This window comes from Fundidesulfovibrio sp. YSD1 (assembly GCF_055397115.1).
Genome location: NZ_AP043666.1, coordinates 2,730,677 through 2,747,803 on the forward strand (window position 1 = coordinate 2,730,677; position 17,127 = coordinate 2,747,803).

Genomic DNA, 17,127 nt, shown 5'->3' on the forward strand with positions numbered 1-17,127 from the left:
GTATTCTCCTTGGACGCCGTGGCGGCGTCATCCTCCCTAGCGCGTTTGCCCCCGGCGCAAAAGAGGAAAATTGGCACGAGCCCAGCTTGTCCGGGTCATTCTTGCCATTTCCGGAAAGGACTGGCATGGTGTTCACGCTACGAAACCGTCTTTGAGGAGCTTCCATGCAGCCCCTGCGTGTCTACAGCGTCGTCCCCAAACTTCCTCCCAAGCTGAAACCGCTTTGGGAGCTGGCCTACAATTGCTGGTTTTCCTGGAACACCGAGATCGCGGAGCTCTTCGCGCAGGTGGACCAGAAGCTCTGGCGCGAATGCGAAACCAACCCCGTGGCCTTCCTCAACAGGTTGCCCCAGCGCACCCTGGAGAGCCTGGCGGGAGACCAGTTCTTCCTGGACCGCCTTGGGGAGATGCGCAAGAACCTGGAGCACTACCTCTCCAAGACGACCACCGCCATCCCCTTCCCCGAAGGGGAGAACAAGGAGCCGGTGATCGCCTACTTCAGCTTCGAGTACGGCGTGTCCAAGGCCCTGCCCATCTACTCGGGCGGCCTGGGCATCCTGGCCGGGGACCACCTGAAGTCCGCAAGCGACCTCTCGCTTCCCCTGGTGGCCATCGGCATCGCCTACCAGCAAGGCTACTTCCGCCAGTACCTCACCCCCGACGGCTGGCAGCAGGAGCGCTACCCCATCTACGACTTCGAGCAGATGCCCATGGCCCTGGCCACCGACGCCGAAGGCAAGCGCCTGCTCATCGCCGTGGACCTGAAGGGCGACACCGTGCTGGCCCAGGTCTGGAAGGTGGCGGTGGGGCGCATAAGCCTCTTCCTGCTCGACACCAACATCGCGGAGAACCCGCCGCACTTCAAGCAGATCACCACGCGCCTCTACGGCGGCAACCTGGAGATGCGCCTGTGGCAGGAGATCCTCCTCGGCATCGGCGGCATCAAGACCCTGGACTCCCTGGGGTTCAAGCCCAAGGTCATCCACATGAACGAGGGCCACTCGGCCTTCGCGGGGCTCGAGCGCATCCGCCGCTTCATGGAGGACTCCAAGCTGACCTTCGAGTCCGCCGCCGAGCTGGTGGCCTCCTCGTCCATCTTCACCACGCACACCCCGGTCCCGGCGGGCAACGACCGCTTCCCGCCGGACCTCATGCAGCCCTACTTCGAGGACTACGCCCGCAAGCTGGGCCTGGCCTGGAAGGTGTTCCTGGCGCTCGGGCGCGAAGACCCGCGCAACGACGCCGAGCCCTTCTGCATGACCGTGCTGGCCCTTCGCCTCTCGCGCATCAGCAACGGCGTGTCGCTCCTGCACGGCCACGTCTCGCGCAACATGTGGAAGCGCGTCTGGCCGCAGTACCCCGTGGAGGACGTGCCCATCGGCTCCGTGACCAACGGCGTGCACGCGCCTACCTGGGTCGCGCCGGACATGGCCCTGCTCTTCGACCGCTACATGGGCTCCAACTGGCGGGAGGACCCGGACTGCGCCCGCGTGTTCGACCAGATCGAGGCCATCTCCGACGCCGAACTCTGGCGCACCCACGAGCGCCTGCGCGAACGCCTGATCGACTACGTGCGCCGCAAGCTGCACGACCAGCTGCTCGTGCGCGGGGCCAAGCGCAAGGAGCTCCAGATGGCCGAGGAGGTCCTGGACCCGCAGGCCCTGACCATCGGCTTCGGGCGCCGCTTCGCCACCTACAAGCGCGCCACGCTGCTGCTCTCCGACCAGGAGCGCCTGATCAAGATCATCTCCGAGTCGCCGCGCCCGGTGCAGTTCATCTTCGCGGGCAAGGCCCACCCCCACGACAACGAGGGCAAGAAGCTCATCCAGCAGCTGGTGGCCCTGTGCAACACCCCCGAGTGCCGCTACAGCATGGTCTTCCTGGAAGACTACGACATGGAGGTGGCCTCCTACATGTACCAGGGCTGCGACGTGTGGCTGAACACGCCGCGCAGGCCCCTGGAAGCCTGCGGCACCTCGGGCATGAAGGCCATGATGAACGGCGTGCTCAACTTCTCCACCCTGGACGGCTGGTGGGCCGAGGCCTGGAAGGCCGACAACTCCATCGGCTGGGCCATCGGCCTGGGCGAGGAGTACGAAGACGCCCAGTACCAGGACTTCGTGGAGTCCCAGACGCTCTACAACGTGCTGGAGAACGAGATCATCCCCACCTTCTACGAACGCGGCCACGGCAACCTGCCGCGCGCCTGGATCAAGAAGATGAAGGACTCCATCCAGACGCTCGGGCCCCTGTTCTCCTCCCATCGCATGGTGGAGGACTACGCCAAGGTGGCCTACGTGCCCGCCATCGAGAACTACAACAGGCTCGTGAAGGACGACTTCACCGCCGCCAAGGACCTGGCCCAGTGGCGCATGGAGATGATGACCAAGTGGTCCAGCCTGGCCATCCGCAACGTGCGCGCCGCCGAGCCGCAGCAGGTGTTCGTGGGCGAGCCCATCGTGGTTTCGGCCGACATCAGCCTGAACGGCATCCGGCCCCAGGACGTGCGCGTGGAGATCTACTCCGGCCCAGTGGACTTCGAGGGCAAGTTCACCCAGCGCGAGACCACCATCATGCAGCCAGGAGCCAAGACCGACGACGGCTGGCAGGTGTTCAGCGGCGAGGTGATGCCCATCGAGGCCGGACGCTTCGGCTACACCGTGCGCATCCTGCCGCACCACCCGCTGCTTCTCGATTCGCACTCCCTGGGGCTCATCCGCTGGGCCGACCAGGGGTAGCCAGGACAGACCAGGGCTTAAGCCCTGGACCCGCTGGGGGCAGTGCCTGCCCCCAGACCCCGGCGACGGCTTCGCGGGTTTCACCATAACCATGCAATGGCCGCCCCTCCGGCTGGAAGCTCGCTTCCAGCCGGAGGGGCGGCCATTTCATGCAACCGGTGATCGGCGCGAAGCAATTGCGGGTGCAGGGGGGTCACCCCCCTGCCGGGAGAGGTCCGGAGAGGGCAGCGCCCTCTCCGGCGGAGCCTCCCCGTTTACGCCGGGTTTTCCAGGCTGAAGCGGCTGGCGGTCTCGTCGTAGGCGAAGAGTTCGGCGTAGCGGCCCCAGGCGATGACCGCGCGCAGGGTCTGCCGGGCCTTCTTTTCGGACATGAAGTCCTCGAGTTCCTCGCTGAACCTGGCGAAGGACGCGCTGTGCGAGGCGCGCTCCTCCAGCACGTCGCTGATGAGCGCGGCCAGGGGCACGTGTTCCACCAGCTGGTCCGCGAAGATGGTCTTGCGGCCGTCCACGTCGGCCTCCACGAAGCGCCTGCCCGGGGGCGTCAGGCGGATGTCGCCCGCGTCCACCTCGGCCAGGCGCATGAGCTGCAGCGTCTCCGCGATGGGGAAGAGGTCGTCCACCTCCATGTGCAGCTTCTCGGCCACCCTGGGCAGGTCGGCTTCGCCGTCGAAGGGCGGCGCGGCCACGGTCTCGAGCAGGCCCGCCAGCTTCTCGGTTGAGATGTCCGGCAGGGCCATGCCGATGCCAACGCCCGGGAAGCCTTCCGCCGCGCGCGCCGCTTCCCCGGGTTCGGGGGCCTTGGCGGTCATGCGCCCGTAAATGTCGTCCACAAGCGCCCTGAATTCGGGCGAGGCACGCCTGCGCGGGTGGGGCAGGGCCACCTTGATCTCATGGGCCACGGTGCCCGGGTTGGAGGAGAAGATCAGGATGCGGTCGCACATGAGCACCGCCTCCTCGATGTTGTGCGTGACCAGCACGATGGACCCGATGGGCATACGCCCCTCGATCCACAGGTCGATGAGCTCCGAGCGCAGGGTCTCGGCGGTGAGCACGTCCAGGGCCGAGAAGGGCTCGTCCATGAGCAAAAGCCTCGGGTGCACAACCAGGGCGCGCGCCAGGCCCACGCGCTGGCGCATGCCGCCGGAGAGCTCCCTGGGGTAGGCGGATTCGAAGCCGTCCAGGCCCACCAGGTCGATGGCGGCCAGGGCGCGGGAGCGGCAGGCGTCCCCGGGCAGGTGCTGCGCCTCGAGGCCCAGCTCCACGTTTTCGAGCACGGTGAGCCAGGGGAAGAGCGCGAAGGTCTGGAAGACCATGGACACGCCCTCGGCCGGGCCGGTGAGCGGTGCGCCCTGCCAGGCGGCCGTCCCGCCGCTGGGCTTCACGAGCCCGGCCACGATGCGCAGCAGGGTGGACTTGCCCGAGCCCGAGCGGCCGAGCAGCCCAACGATCTCGCCCTCGCGCAGGGTCAGCGACACGCCGTCCAGCACGAGCAGGTCGCCCGAGTCGCGCTTGGGGTAGGTCTTGCGGATGCCGGAGAGCTCGAGCAGGCGCCCGGCGGATTCGGAGCGGAAACGGGTGGTCATGGCGGGCCTCCTAATCGAGGGTGAAGCGGTTCGCGGCGTAGGCGTAGAGCGGGCGCCACAGCAGCCGGTTCAGGGAGATGACGAAGAAGGACATCACCGCGATGCCGAGCACGATGCGGTGGAAGTCGCCCTCGGCCGTGGCCGTGGCGATGTAGGCCCCGAGCCCGTGGGCCGTGAGCGTGGTTCCGCCCCACTGGACCACCTCGGCCACGATGCTGGCGTTCCAGGAGCCGCCGCTGGCCGTGACCGCGCCGGTGATGTAGTAGGGGAAGATGCCCGGCAGGATCACCCTTCGCCAGCGAAGAAGGCCGCCCACGCGCAGGTTCGAGGCCGCGTCCATGAGGTCGCCCGGCAGGGCCGAGGCCCCGGCGATGACGTTGAAGAGGATGTACCACTGGGTGCCCAGGATCATCAGCGGGCTCAGCCACACGTCCGGGGCCAGGTCGAAGCGCACGATGACCACCACGGCCGCCGGGAAGAGCAGGTTGGCCGGGAAGGCCGCCAGAAACTGGGCCACGGGCTGCACGGCGGCGCTGAGGCGCGGCCTGCGCCCGATGAACACCCCCACCGGCACCCAGACCAGGCTGGCCAGGGCGATGAGCACGAGCACGCGCGCCAGGGTGGCGAGTCCCAGGGCCAGGACGCCCGGAATCTCGGAGAGCCCCGGCCCCTGGGACAGGAACCGGACGGCCAGCGCGATGCCGGAGAGCCCGGCCAGCACGCAGGCGGCGCGCCAGATGCGCTCGCCCCAGGCTCCGGCAGGGCGCGCGGCCCTCGGCGGACGCAGGGCGCGCGGGGCCGGCAGCCTGAAGTTGACGGCCTTGTCGGCGGCCCAGCCCAGGGGGGAGAGGAGCGTCCTGAACAGGCGAGTGCGCCGGACCAGGTCCAGGAACCACGATCCCGGGGCCGCCTGGGAGGCCGAGAGCTCGCAGCGGAACTTGTCCCCCCAGGCCACCAGCGGCCGGAAGATCAATTGGTCGCAGATGACGATCACGACGAGCATGGCCAGCACGGCCCAGCCCACCGAGGCCAGGTCGCGGCGTTCGATGGCCAGTGCCACGTAGGAGCCGATGCCCGGCAGGCGCAGCGTGGTGTCGCCCACGGCGATGGCCTCGGAGGCCACCACGAAGAACCATCCGCCGGACATGGACATCATGGCGTTCCAGATCAGCCCGGGCATGGCGAAGGGGGCTTCCAGCCGCCAGAAGCGCTGCCAGGCCGAAAGCCGCAGCACGCGCGCGGCCTCGGCGAGGTCCTTGGGCACGGTGCGCAGGGACTGGTGGAAGCTGAAGGCCATGTTCCAGGCCTGGCTGGTGAAGATGGCGAACACCGAGGCCAGCTCCGCCCCCAGCGCCCTGCCCGGGAAGAGCCCCATGAACCCGGCCACGGTGAAGGAGATGAACCCAAGCACCGGCACGGACTGGAGCACGTCCAGGGCCGGGATGAGGAGCATCTCGGCCCTGCGGCTCTTGGCCGCCAGCGTGGCGTAGGTGAAGGTGAAGGCCAGGGAGGCGGCCATGGCCGCGAACATGCGCAGCGTGGTGCGCAGCGCGTATTCGGGCAGCATCCGGGGGTCGAGCGAGAGCGCGGCCTGCTGCGCCTCTTCCAGCGGTTGGAGGGTCTGGCGCGCTCCGTGCGCGGCCAGGGCGAACGCCCCCAGGACGATGCCGAAGGCTGCGACGTCCCAGAGGTTCGGGGCGAAGCCTTTCTTCGGCCCCTTGAGGGCCAGGGAGTTTTCGAGAGTCATGCCGGTGCCTCGTCGCGTCTTTGCCCTGGGGCAACGGCGAGGCGTCCGAAAAGGAAGGGATCAGGCGCGCGGCGTCGTTGCCGTCAGGAAGTTCTCAGGGTGAGGGCTGCTACTGTCCAAGGGGTGTCGTCCTTTTTCGGGAAGCTTGTGGCCGCCCTATGAGCGCCCCGCCCCGAAGAGTCAAGGCGGGAAGGCCGGGAATGCGCTCCCCGGGTGATTACAGTTTGGACAGCCGCTCCGGGCGGCGCGGCGCGCCCGGCCCGCCGGAAAAGGAAAAACCGGCGCGGGGCCATGCCCCGCGCCGGTCGTGCTTTTCGCGCTTCCGGCCGTGAGGCGTCAGATCGAGGACACGAGTTGCTTGAATCCCTCGAGCTGGGGGATGAACGAGTCTTCGGGGGCGATGATCAGCGCCACCACCAGGTCGTTGCCGCGCGGCGCCACGCTCACGGCCATGTTGTGGTAGTGCGGGATGGAGACGGTCTTGGTGTTGTCCTCCCGGCCCTTGTCGTCGCCGCCCACGGCCGGGCCCGCGTCCTTCTCCACCTTGCGCCGCTCGACCTTGATGAACTTGTACACCGCGATGGGCCTCTTGCCGGACTTGGCGTCCACCACCTCCACGCCCAGGCCCTCGGCGAAGGCCGACTGCTGGAAGTGCTTCTCCAGGAGCCCCTGCACGGCCGCCGGGTCGGCCTTGCCCGCCATGCCCGGCAGCACGAGCATCCTGCCTTCCAGTCCCGGCCCGGTCAGGGCCGCGCCGCTTCCCGCGCCGGCCAGCGGTCCGCCGGGGGCGGTGAGGGTCACCAGCGGCCCGGCGGCCTGGACCATCAGGGCCTCGGCCATGCCGGACATGGCGGTCTTCTTGCCGGGGTTGTTCTTGTCCTCAAGCATGGCGATGTTCGGGTTGGCGGCCAGGGCCGCCTCGCGCACGGAGGGGATTCTGCCGGCCTGCCAGGTGCTGGGCAGCAGGCAGGACACGCCGCCCACGGCCGTGGTGGTGCAGGCCACGGCGGACGAGGCCTGCCGGACCGGGGCGTCCTTCCTGCCGGGCTTGCCCTCGCGCTCCGCCGGGGCCTTGGCCATCACCTTGGCGTGCCTGGCCTTGACCTGTTCGGCTTCGGCGGCGGCCGGGAGCTTGTGCTTCTCGTCCATGTCCTTGATGGAGGCCTGCACCAGGCTCTGCGCGGAGCGGAAGATCTGCACGCCGCCCGCCTGGGCCTGGTCGAAGCCCATGAAGCCCTTGATCTCGCGGAACACCGTGGTGGAATCGGTGAACTGTCCCTCGTGGAGAAGTTCGCCGCCGGCCCCGTCCAGGATGCGGTAGCGCATGGTGACGGTCCATTCGCGCTGCTCCTCGGCCGAGGAGATGGAGCCCAGGGCCGCCCCGCCAGCCTTGGAGCCCAGGTCGCCCAGGAGCATGCTGCCCATGAACGAACCGGCCATGGCGGCCATCTGCTTGTCCAGGTGCTTGAAGCCCGTGGAGCGGGCCTGCACGCCCACGATATCGAAGCTGACCAGCCACTGGGGCGGGGTGAGCTTGAACTTCTTGAACTTGGAGGCCACCGAGGCGTCGCCCAGGTTGGCGGCCACGGCGATCTCGCGGAACATGGCCTGCTGTTCGGCGTTGTCCAGCACCTTGAAATTGCACTTGCCCATTTCCGCTTCGGCGAAGTCGCGCAGGGAGTCAGGCGACACCCGGGCCAGGAATTCGTAGTTGGTCGCCGATACCTGTCCGGGCAGGACGAGCACCGTCGGGCCGGGCTGCCCGGCGTTGGCGTACTGGACCTCCTTGTAGAGGTTCTGGTCAGCAATTTCGTTCGCCTTTTTCGATGCTTGCCCGCAACCGGCCAGCATCACCAACGCCAGGAACGACAGCACAAGGCGCTTCGGACGCATGAATCCCTCCCTCCGTGGGCGGTTTAATGGAAACAGTGGGTTAGGCTATCTTCATCGGGCTTTGTTATCCAGGTGGGAGAACACGAAATCGTATCGGCGACAGAATTCGTCTTGTCTGTTCGTGCGAATATAATGAGCCGGAAACGAACCGGACCGGGCCGGCTCGCTTCCGCGCGGTACACGGACCGGGCTTTCCCGGCGGTTTCCTTTTTCCTGGCGCGCGCGTAGGAAAGCGGGGAGAATCCCCGGAAGACCAAGGAGCCGCCCCGCATGTTCGATTATCTGCGCCGCCGCAGCAAGACCGCCGGACGCCCGCCCGGCTCGCCCATGTACGTGGGCGTGGAGCGCTCCGGGCCGGTGGACATCGAAATGATCACCTACGACGCCTCCGGGGCCGAGTCCGTGAAGCCCGCCGACCTGGGCGAGTGCGCCTGCTTCGGCGACGGCCCGCGCAACACCTGGATCAACATCGACGGCCTGCACGACATGGCCGTGAACGAGCAGGCCGCCAAGGTCTTCGGCATCCACCCCCTGGTGCTGGAAGACATCCTGCACACGGGCCAGCGCCCCAAGATGGAGGAACTGGCCGACGGCTCCATCTTCGTCATCCTCAAGATGCTCACCTACAACGAGAAGGAGCGCACGGTCGAAGACGAGCAGGTCAGCTTCGTCCTGGGCAGGCATTACCTGCTCACCTTCCAGGAGCGCTCCGGCGGGGACGTGTTCGGCGAGGTGAGGAAGCGCATCCTGGGCCAGAAGGGCCGCACCTGCTCGCTCGGGCCGGACTACCTGATGTACGCCCTGCTGGACGCCATCGTGGACCACTACTTCGTGGTGCTGGAGCGCATGGGCGAGGACATCGAGGAAGTGGAGGAAAAGCTCCTGGCGCGCCCGCGCCCCGAGCAGTTGGAGACGCTCAACGACCTGCGCCGCGAGGCCCTGTACCTGCGCAAGCACATCTTCCCCCTGCGCGAGGTGGTGGCGAGGCTCGAGAAGGGCGGCACGGAGCTGATCGCGCCGGAGACGATCTTCTACCTGCGCGACCTCTACGACCACACCATCCAGGTGATGGACACCGTGGAAACGTTCCGGGACATGCTCTCGGGCATGGTGGAGCTGTACCTCTCCAACATCAGCCTGAAGATGAACGAGATAATGAAGGTGCTGGCCATGTTCGCCAGCTTCTTCACTCCGCTGACGTTCCTGGCCGGACTCTACGGAATGAACTTCAAGCACATGCCAGAGCTGGAATGGGATTACGGGTATTACGCGGCGCTCGCGCTGATGGGCGGGGTAGCAGTGGGGATGCTCTTCTATTTCAGAAGGAAGGGGTGGCTGGGCGGAAACGGCGGGTGACGCCGCTCAGACGCGCGAGCCGTCAACGCCCGAATGCGTCGGCTGGTCCGGCCAGGGCGTCGATGGAGTCGAGCCAGGCCTCGGAAAAGGCTTTTCTTTCGATGAGCCCGGCCAGGTCGGGCGTGCAGGCGACGCCGTGCGCGGCCAGCACGCTCAACCACGATCCTTCCTGCTCCCCGGCCAGATCCTTGTGCGCGTGGCGTCCGGCCACGGTGAGGAAGGGCGCGAGCACCGCCTCCCGGACGCCGCGACCCTGCAAGTCCCTGGCGATGGCCCGGATCGAGAGCGGATCGTCCGGATCGGCTGCCTCAAGCACCCCGAGCCTCGCGCCCGGCAGCGCCGCGCCGAGTTCCCCGGAGAGCGCGCGGTAGAGCTCCTGCGCGTCGTGGGTGGTGCCGTGGCCCATGAGCACCACGGCCCTGTCCGGGCCTGCCGCCGCGCCCAGGCACCCGGCCAGCGCCCTGGCCACGGCCGGGGCGTCCCCGGGACCGGAGAGAAGCGGCCCGGCCAGCCTGTAGCCAGCGCCCGAGCGCCCGGCGTGCTCCTCGATCATCCGGCGCATCCTGTCGAACTCCCCGCCCGCGATCACGTGCAGCGACTGTACGCGGATGTCCCTGACGCCGTCGTCGAGCCCGGCCAGCACCTCCCCGAGCCCCGGCCCGGGGCTGCCGGACCCGTGCCCCACGGGCCTGGGCGAGCCCGTGCGCGCGAGCCGCACGCAAAGCTCCGGCCTGCGCGCGGCGGCCAGGGCCGCGAACGCCTCCAGCGCCCCGCGCGCGGCGGGATGCGAGGAGCCGTGGGCGGCCAGGATCAGCACTCTTTCGGTGGGCGGCATGGGAGCGCGACCCCTACCAGACTTCCCCCACGGAGCCAACGCCGAATCGCCCGGCCTTGACAGCATACCCCCAGTGGGTATCTTTATACCCCGAGGGGGTATCCCTCCTGGAGGATTCCCATGGATTGCTGCTCGCCGGAAAAGAAGCTGATGGACAGGGTCAGGCGCGTCTCGGGCCAGGTGGCCGGGATCGAGCGCATGCTCGCCGAGAAACGCTACTGCGTGGACATCCTGAACCAGATCGCGGCCGCGCGCTCGGCCCTGGACGCCCTGGGCGTGGAACTGCTGACGAAACACCTGGAGACGTGCGTGCTCGGCCACGGCACGGGCTCCGAGCACGAGAGCGCCAAACCCCTGACGCGAGAGGAACTGCTGGACGAAGTCAAAACCGCGCTCTCGCGCTTCCTCAAATAGGCGGAAACGATCATGGAAAAACGCACCGTAGCCATCAGGGGCATGCACTGCGCGTCCTGCTCCGGGCGCATCGAGCGCGTGGTCGGGGCCATGGACGGCGTGGCCGAGGCCGTGGTCAACCTGGCCTCCGAGACCATGCAGGTCAGCTTCGACCCCGCGAAGGTGACGCTTGACGACATGGCCGCGCGCATCAAGGACCTGGGCTTCGAGCTCGTGCCCCCGAAACCGGCGTCGGTAACGCGCCTGGCCATCGGCGGCATGCACTGCGCCTCCTGCTCCAGCCGCATCGAGAAGGCCGTGGGCGGCATGGAGGGCGTGGCGGGCATGCGCGTGAACCTGGCCGACGAGACCGGTGAGCTCGAGCTTTCGCCCGGAGGCCCGCCCCTGGACGTGGTCATCGGGCGCATCCAGGAACTCGGCTTCACGGCCGAACCTCTGCCCGACGAGGACGAGGAACTCTTCGAGTCCCGCCGCAGGGAGGCCGAGGCCCGCCTGGAGGCGCAGCGCAGGATGCTCGCCCCCCAGTTGATCCTCGGCGCCCTGGTGCTGGTGCTGGCCATGGGGCCCATGATCGGCCTGCCCCTGCCGGACGCCATTTCTCCGCACGCGTCCCCGGCCGCCTACGCCCTCTTGCAACTCGCGCTCACCGCGCCGCTCCTCTGGCTGGGGCGGCGCTTCTACCTGGACGGCGTCCCCGCGCTTCTGCGCGGCGGCCCGAACATGGATTCGCTCATCGCCCTGGGCACGGGCGCTGCCTTCCTGGCGTCCCTCTGGAGCACGGCCGAGATTCTTCTCGGCATCGACCCGCAGCACACCGTGCACCAGCTCTACTACGAGTCCGCCGCCGTGATCGTGGCGCTCATCAGCCTGGGAAAGTACTTCGAGGCCCGCTCCAAGGCGCGCACCACCGAGGCGGTGCGCGCGCTCGTGGCCCTGGCCCCGGACACGGCCACGCTCGTCGAGGACGGCGAACAAAAGACCGTGCACGTGAGCCAGGTGCGCCCCGGGCACATGCTCCTGGTGCGCCCGGGCGAGCGCGTGCCCGTGGACGGCGTGGTGGCCGAAGGGGCCTCCGAGGTGGACGAGTCCATGCTCACGGGCGAGAGCGTGCCCGTGGCCAAGAACCCGGGCGACCGCGTCTCCTCCGGCACGCTCAACGCCCTGGGCGCGCTGACCGTGCGCGCCGAGCGCGTGGGCCGGGACACGGTGCTCGCGCGCATCGTGCGCCTGGTGCGCGAAGCCCAGGGCTCCAAGGCCCCCATCGCCAGCCTGGCCGACCGCGTGAGCCTCTACTTCGTGCCCGCCGTCATGGCCCTGGCCGCGCTCTCCGCACTGGCCTGGCTGGCCGCCGGGGAAGGCTGGGGCTTCTCGCTTCGCATCTTCGTCTCGGTGATGGTCATCGCCTGCCCGTGCGCCATGGGCCTGGCCACGCCCACGTCCATCATGGTGGGCACTGGCCGGGGCGCGGCGCTCGGCGTGCTGATAAAAAGCGGCGGCGCGCTGGAAGCCGCAGCCGGGGTGAACGCCGTGGTCCTGGACAAGACCGGCACGCTGACGCAGGGCAAGCCCGAACTCACCGACGCCGTACCCGCCCAGGGCGTTGCCGGGACCGAGCTGCTGGCCCGCGCGGCGGCAGTCGAGGCTCTCTCCGCACACCCGCTGGGCCAGGCCGTGGTGGGAGCGGCCCAGGCGCGAGGGCTCGCGCTGCCCCCGGCCTCCGACGCCCAGGCGGTCCCGGGCCAGGGCGTGGCCGCCGTGACCGGCGGCGTGCGCACCTTGGTCGGCCGCGCGCAGTGGCTGGCCGGTGAAGGCGTGGAGATGCCCCGCGAGCTCCTGGACGCGGGCGAGCGCCTCTCGGCCGAGGGCAAGACGCCCCTCTTCGTGGCGGCCGGAACCCGGGCGCTCGGCGTGCTGGCCGTGGCCGACGGTCTTCGCCCCGAGGCGGCGGAAGTGGTCGCCAGGCTCAAGGCCATGAACGTGCTCACCGTGATGCTCACGGGCGACAACGAGCGCACGGCGCGCGCGGTGGCTGAAAAGGCCGGGGTGGAGGAGGTCTTCGCCCAGGTCACGCCCGAGGGAAAGGCCGAGAAGGTCCGCGAGCTCAAGGCGCGCGGCTTCAAGGTGGCCATGGTCGGCGACGGCATCAACGACGCCCCGGCCCTGGCCGAGGCCGACGTGGGCGTCTCCATGGGCACGGGCATCGACGTGGCCATCGAGACCGGCGACGTGGTGCTCATGCGCGGCGACCTGCGTTCGCTGGTCACGGCCCTGGCGCTCTCCAAGGCCACGGTGCGAAACATCAGGCAGAACCTGTTCTGGGCCTTCGCCTACAACGTGCTGGGCATCCCCGTGGCCGCAGGGCTGCTGCACGCGTTCGGCGGGCCGACCCTCTCCCCCATGATCGCGGGAGCGGCCATGGCCGCGAGCTCGGTGTCCGTGGTGTCCAACGCGCTCAGGCTGCGCCTGTTCAAGGCGTAAGAGAGTAAGAGGGGGAAGAGAAGAGCAGGGCTCCGCCCTGCACCCGCTGGGGGCAGATGCCTGCCCCCAGACCCCGGCGTTCAGCTTCGCGGGCTTCACCGGCTGGCCCGGACCGGGGCGCGGACAAGTTGCGGTGGGCCAGGGAGCCGGTGACGCAGACGCCTGGGGCGCGGGGAGGGAACCGCCGGGACCGCGCCCAAGGCGGCGCTTGCCCCGGCGGACCGCCGTCGCCGCAAGCGGCGAGGGGTTAATTATTCAAACAATTCGAATGCCCCGTGAGCCGCGCTTTTGCGCGGCTCACGGGGCATTCGATTATTTCAGGTGGGCGGTGATGCCCGCGAAGCCATTGAGGGTCCAGGGGGATCATCCCCCTGGCGGGAGAGGTTTGGAGAGGGCAGCGCCCTCTCCAGTCTTGTGCCTCTAAGCGCGGGCCATGGCCTGCCTGGCCTCCTCGGTCTTGCCCTGCTTGTCCAGGGCCCGGGAGAGGTCGCGCCAGAACTGCTTCTGGTCGGGCCGCAGGGCCGCGCTCTGGCGCGCCAGGGCCTCGGCGATGGCCGGGTCTTCGCCTTCGTCCAGGTAGAGCCGGGCCAGGAGGTTCAGCGAAAAAGCGTCCTTGGGGTCGTGCACCAGGGCCTGGTGCAGGAACTCGCGGCCTTCGCCCGCGCGGCCTTGGGCCAGGGCCACGCGCGCCAGGTGGCGCATGGTCATGCCCCTGCCCGGCGGGAGCGCGGCGGCCTTTTCGTAGTATTTGCGCGCGTTGGCGAGCTTGCCGGACTCCTCGGCCATCCGGCCCAGGCGCAAGAGGCTGTAGACGTCCTGGGCATTGAGTTTCAGGCAGCGCTGGAAGGCCTTGCGCGCCAAGGCCTCCTCGCCCAGGCGGTGGCAGGCGTGGCCCAGGTTGTAGAGGGCCATGACGTTCTTCGGGTCCTTGGCCAGCACGCGCTCGAACTCGGCCTTGGCCTGGGGCATGCGCCCGAGCCTGGCCAGGCAGATGCCCAGGGAGTTGCGCGCCAGCAGGTTGCCCTCGTCGGCGAGGAGCGCCAGCTTGTAGTCTTCGATGGCCCCGTACACGTCGCCCACGGTGAAGAGCCTGTCCGCGCTGATGGTCAGCGAGATGGAGTCGAACACGGCCAGGCGTTGTCCCTCGGTCAGGAGCAGCGAGTGGTCCAGGGCCTTGCGGCAGTTCTCCAGCACGTCGGCCTTGCCGAAATTGAGGAAGGGATAGCCCGCGATGCCGATGGCCAGCCTGAGCCCCAGGCGCGCCTCGGCCGCAACCATCAGGGCCTCGAAGCGGGAGCGCAGGGCCACGGGGTCGTGGCCGGGCACGTAGAGGATCAGGCTGCCCGTGGAGAAGCGCCCGCCCAGCGCCTCCTGCCCGAAGGCCTCGCGGCACAGCGCGGCCACCTCCTGCACGCGGGCCTCGGCGGGCGACAGGCCCTGGCCCTGGCGGTCCTTGCCGCTGTCGGGCAGGCGCACCAGGGCCAGGCTGAACACGCTCTGGGCCTCGCGCGCGATGGTCAGGTGGCGGATGAAGTCGCGGTGGCCCAAAAGCCCGCTGACCATGTCGCGCTGCAGCGGCGCGGCGGGCTCGGCGTCGGCCGCGAAGAGGTCCTCCGGGTCCTGGGCCAGGAGCAGGCGGTCGCCGGGCTCGATGTCCCAGGCGGTGTCGGTGAGGTGCAGCACCTCGGCGAAGGACACGTCCTCCTGGGTCTCCATGAGGATGATCTCGCCCTTGACCATGGCCGGGTAGCGCCCGGAAACGCGGTGCTCGCCCCCGCGCACCAGCGGGTGCGCCCCGCCCGCGCGCGGCGACCACACCAGGTAGCGCTGGCCCTCCTTGGCGTCCACGGCGCGCCCGAGGCTCACGGCGAGCCGCCCCAGCGGCAGGCGCTCCAGCACCTGCCCGCCCTCGCGCAGGAGGCGCGAGAAGCTCATCACCTGGTCGCGCCCCAGGTCCTTGGCGCAGGAGAGCGTCTTGCGCGCCTTCTGCACCAGGATGCGCGCGGCCTCGCCCGTGGGTGCGGCCAGCTGCCCGCCGTGCAGGTCGCGCGGGTAGAGCGAGAAACCGGCGCTCACGGTCAGGCGGATGCGCTCGCCGTTGACCGGGTACTCGAAGACCTCCTCGGCCACGGCCGCGCGGAAGGCCTCGGCCAGATCCTGGCAGCGCGAGGCCGAGGCCCCGGGCATGAGCACCGCGAACACGTCCTCGCCGAGCCGGGCGCACAGGGCGTCGCCCGGGGCGGTGGCGGCCAGGAGCGCTCCCAGCCGGGCCAGGATGGAATCGCCGAAGAGGTAGCCGTAGTTCTGGTTGACCCAGGAGAAGAAATCCACGTCGAAGAGCGCGAGCCCGAAGCCGCCCCTTGCCTCGCCCGGGGCGTCCAGGCAGTCGGCCGAGCCCGGCAGGATGCAGGCTTGCACCAGCTCGATCTCGCGCTCCATGGCCGCCTGGAGCGACTGGCGGTTCAAAAGCCCCGAGACCGGGTCCGTGCGGCAGGCCTTGGCCAGCAGGAGGTTCTCCAGGCACAGCGAGGCCGCGCCCACGAGCATGGCCAGCGCGCCCTTGCCCGGCCCGGCCTTGACCCCCCTGGCCATGAACATGCCCATGAGCTCCCCGTCCAGGCGCAGGGGTAGCAGGAGCTTCTTCTCCCCGCGCAGCCACACCGCCTCCAGCTCCTCGCCGGGCGTGTCCGGCGGCGGGAAGTACAGGCTGTAGGACTTGAAATCCACGAAGGCCTGGAGCGCGTCCTTCAGGGCGTGCTCGCCGGCGATGAGGTCGTGGCGGGTCAGGCGGGCGCCCGAGGGGCGCAGGGGAGGGGTGGTTTCTCGCATGTCCCGGGTTGTAGCGCCAGGCAGGGCGCGCGGCAAGGGGCGCGGGGTTGTGCGCCCTCGCGCCGTGGGCTATAGGCCGGGCTCATGAGGAACAAGCAATGACCGGCAATCCTGTGCTCGAGGCGATCCATTCGCGCCGCAGCGTCCGCTCCTACACGGCGGAGCCCGTGACCGGGGCGGAGATGGCCGCCGTGCTCGAGGCCGGGCGCTGGGCCCCCAGCGGGCTCAACAACCAGCCCTGGCGGTTTCTGGTGGTGCGCGCGGGCGAGCCGCGCCAGGAGGCCCTGGCCGCCCACACCAAGTACGCCCACATCGTGCGCCAGGCCCGGGCGCTCTTCTGCGTGTTCCTGGACAAGGGCACGGTCTACAACCGCGCCAAGGATCTCCAGGGCATCGGGGCCTGCCTGCAGAACATGCTCCTGGCCGCGCATTCGTTGGGGCTAGGCGCGGTCTGGCTGGGCGAGATCATCAACCGTGAACCCGAGGTGACCGCCGCGCTGGGCCTGGACGAGGACAAGCTCGAGCTCATGGCCGTGCTGGCCGTGGGCAGGCCCGCCAAGCGCGGTTCCTCGGAGAGAAAGCCCATGGACGCGCTCCTTGTGGAGCCCGTGGGAGATGAGGACGCATGAAGATAGAGACTTTCGCCATCGGCCCCCTGGAAACCAACAGCTACCTGGCCAGCGAGGGCGGATCGGCCGTGGCCGTGGACGTGGGCGGCGATCCCGCGCCCATGCTCAAGTACCTCGAACGCAACGGGCTTGCGCTCACCCACGTGCTGCTCACGCACCTGCATTTCGACCACGTCTACGGCGCGGCCAGGCTCTCCGAGGCCACGGGCGCGCCAGTGCTGGCCGGGGCCGGGGACGCCTACCTGATGGAAAGCGAATTGGGCCGGGGCGGGTTCATGGGCTTCCCCAAGGTGAAGGACTTCGAGTTCAGGCCCCTCGAAGAGGGCGAGATCGAGCTTCTGGGACAGAACTGCCGGGTGCTCGCGACCCCTGGGCATTCGGCCGGAAGCCTCTCGTACCATTTCCCTCGGGCGGGCGTCGTCTTCGCCGGGGACGTGATCTTCTACCGGGCCGTCGGGCGCACGGATTTTCCGGGCGGGAGCATGCAGACGCTCCTCGATTCCGTGAAGACCAGGATCTTCACCCTGCCGCCCGAGACCGTGATCTACCCCGGCCACGGCCTGGAGACCACCGTGGGCGAGGAGATGCTGCACAACCCCTACTTCAGCGACTTCACGGCCTGACG

General features: G+C 69.2%; 11 protein-coding genes. 6 read left to right on the forward strand and 5 right to left on the reverse strand.

The window, feature by feature from the left end:
- The first annotated feature begins 164 nt into the window (after positions 1–164).
- The gene (gene glgP / locus ACZ5V4_RS12790; RefSeq protein ID WP_464315245.1) at positions 165–2,738 is read left to right on the forward strand and encodes an alpha-glucan family phosphorylase; all 2,574 of its coding nucleotides are present in this window, start codon (positions 165–167) and stop codon (positions 2,736–2,738) included.
- Positions 2,739–2,992: 254 nt separating this feature from the next.
- Here the strand turns inward: glgP and ACZ5V4_RS12795 are convergent, their stop codons facing one another.
- From ACZ5V4_RS12795 to ACZ5V4_RS12805, 3 genes are all read right to left on the reverse strand, one after another.
- Positions 2,993–4,321, reverse strand: a complete 1,329-nt coding sequence (locus ACZ5V4_RS12795; RefSeq protein WP_464315246.1) for an ABC transporter ATP-binding protein — start codon at positions 4,319–4,321, stop codon at positions 2,993–2,995.
- 10 nt (positions 4,322–4,331) lie between these two features.
- On the reverse strand, positions 4,332–6,068 hold the full coding sequence (locus tag ACZ5V4_RS12800; protein WP_464315247.1) for an ABC transporter permease: 1,737 nt from the start codon (positions 6,066–6,068) through the stop codon (positions 4,332–4,334).
- 336 nt (positions 6,069–6,404) lie between these two features.
- Positions 6,405–7,961, reverse strand: a complete 1,557-nt coding sequence (locus tag ACZ5V4_RS12805; RefSeq protein WP_464315248.1) for a hypothetical protein — start codon at positions 7,959–7,961, stop codon at positions 6,405–6,407.
- Positions 7,962–8,231: 270 nt separating this feature from the next.
- Between ACZ5V4_RS12805 and corA the strand changes: the two genes are divergently transcribed.
- Positions 8,232–9,317: a magnesium/cobalt transporter CorA gene (gene corA, locus ACZ5V4_RS12810; protein ID WP_464315249.1), complete on the forward strand. Its 1,086-nt coding sequence runs from the start codon at positions 8,232–8,234 to the stop codon at positions 9,315–9,317.
- Positions 9,318–9,339: 22 nt separating this feature from the next.
- Here corA and ACZ5V4_RS12815 read toward each other — a convergent pair whose 3' ends face one another.
- A complete protein-coding gene (locus ACZ5V4_RS12815; RefSeq protein WP_464315250.1) occupies positions 9,340–10,152 on the reverse strand; it encodes a sirohydrochlorin cobaltochelatase in 813 nt (270 codons plus the stop codon).
- A gap of 120 nt (positions 10,153–10,272) precedes the next feature.
- Here ACZ5V4_RS12815 and ACZ5V4_RS12820 point away from each other — a divergent pair, with 120 nt between their 5' ends.
- Together ACZ5V4_RS12820 and ACZ5V4_RS12825 are read left to right on the forward strand one after the other, a co-directional pair.
- A complete protein-coding gene (locus ACZ5V4_RS12820; RefSeq protein WP_464315251.1) occupies positions 10,273–10,566 on the forward strand; it encodes a metal-sensitive transcriptional regulator in 294 nt (97 codons plus the stop codon).
- A 12-nt stretch (positions 10,567–10,578) separates the two neighbouring features.
- The gene (locus tag ACZ5V4_RS12825) at positions 10,579–13,044 is read left to right on the forward strand and encodes a heavy metal translocating P-type ATPase (protein WP_464315252.1); all 2,466 of its coding nucleotides are present in this window, start codon (positions 10,579–10,581) and stop codon (positions 13,042–13,044) included.
- A gap of 420 nt (positions 13,045–13,464) precedes the next feature.
- Here ACZ5V4_RS12825 and ACZ5V4_RS12830 read toward each other — a convergent pair whose 3' ends face one another.
- Positions 13,465–15,873, reverse strand: a complete 2,409-nt coding sequence (locus tag ACZ5V4_RS12830) for a diguanylate cyclase domain-containing protein (RefSeq protein WP_464315253.1) — start codon at positions 15,871–15,873, stop codon at positions 13,465–13,467.
- Positions 15,874–15,971: 98 nt separating this feature from the next.
- Here ACZ5V4_RS12830 and ACZ5V4_RS12835 point away from each other — a divergent pair, with 98 nt between their 5' ends.
- Positions 15,972–16,502 carry a nitroreductase family protein gene (locus ACZ5V4_RS12835; protein ID WP_464315254.1) on the forward strand — a complete coding sequence of 177 codons (531 nt, stop codon included), beginning with the start codon at positions 15,972–15,974 and terminating at the stop codon, positions 16,500–16,502.
- Complete coding sequence (locus tag ACZ5V4_RS12840; protein ID WP_464315255.1) at positions 16,499–17,125, forward strand: MBL fold metallo-hydrolase; 627 nt, start codon at positions 16,499–16,501, stop codon at positions 17,123–17,125. The genes ACZ5V4_RS12835 and ACZ5V4_RS12840 overlap by 4 nt, the downstream gene beginning before the upstream one ends.
- Positions 17,126–17,127: the final 2 nt, after the last annotated feature.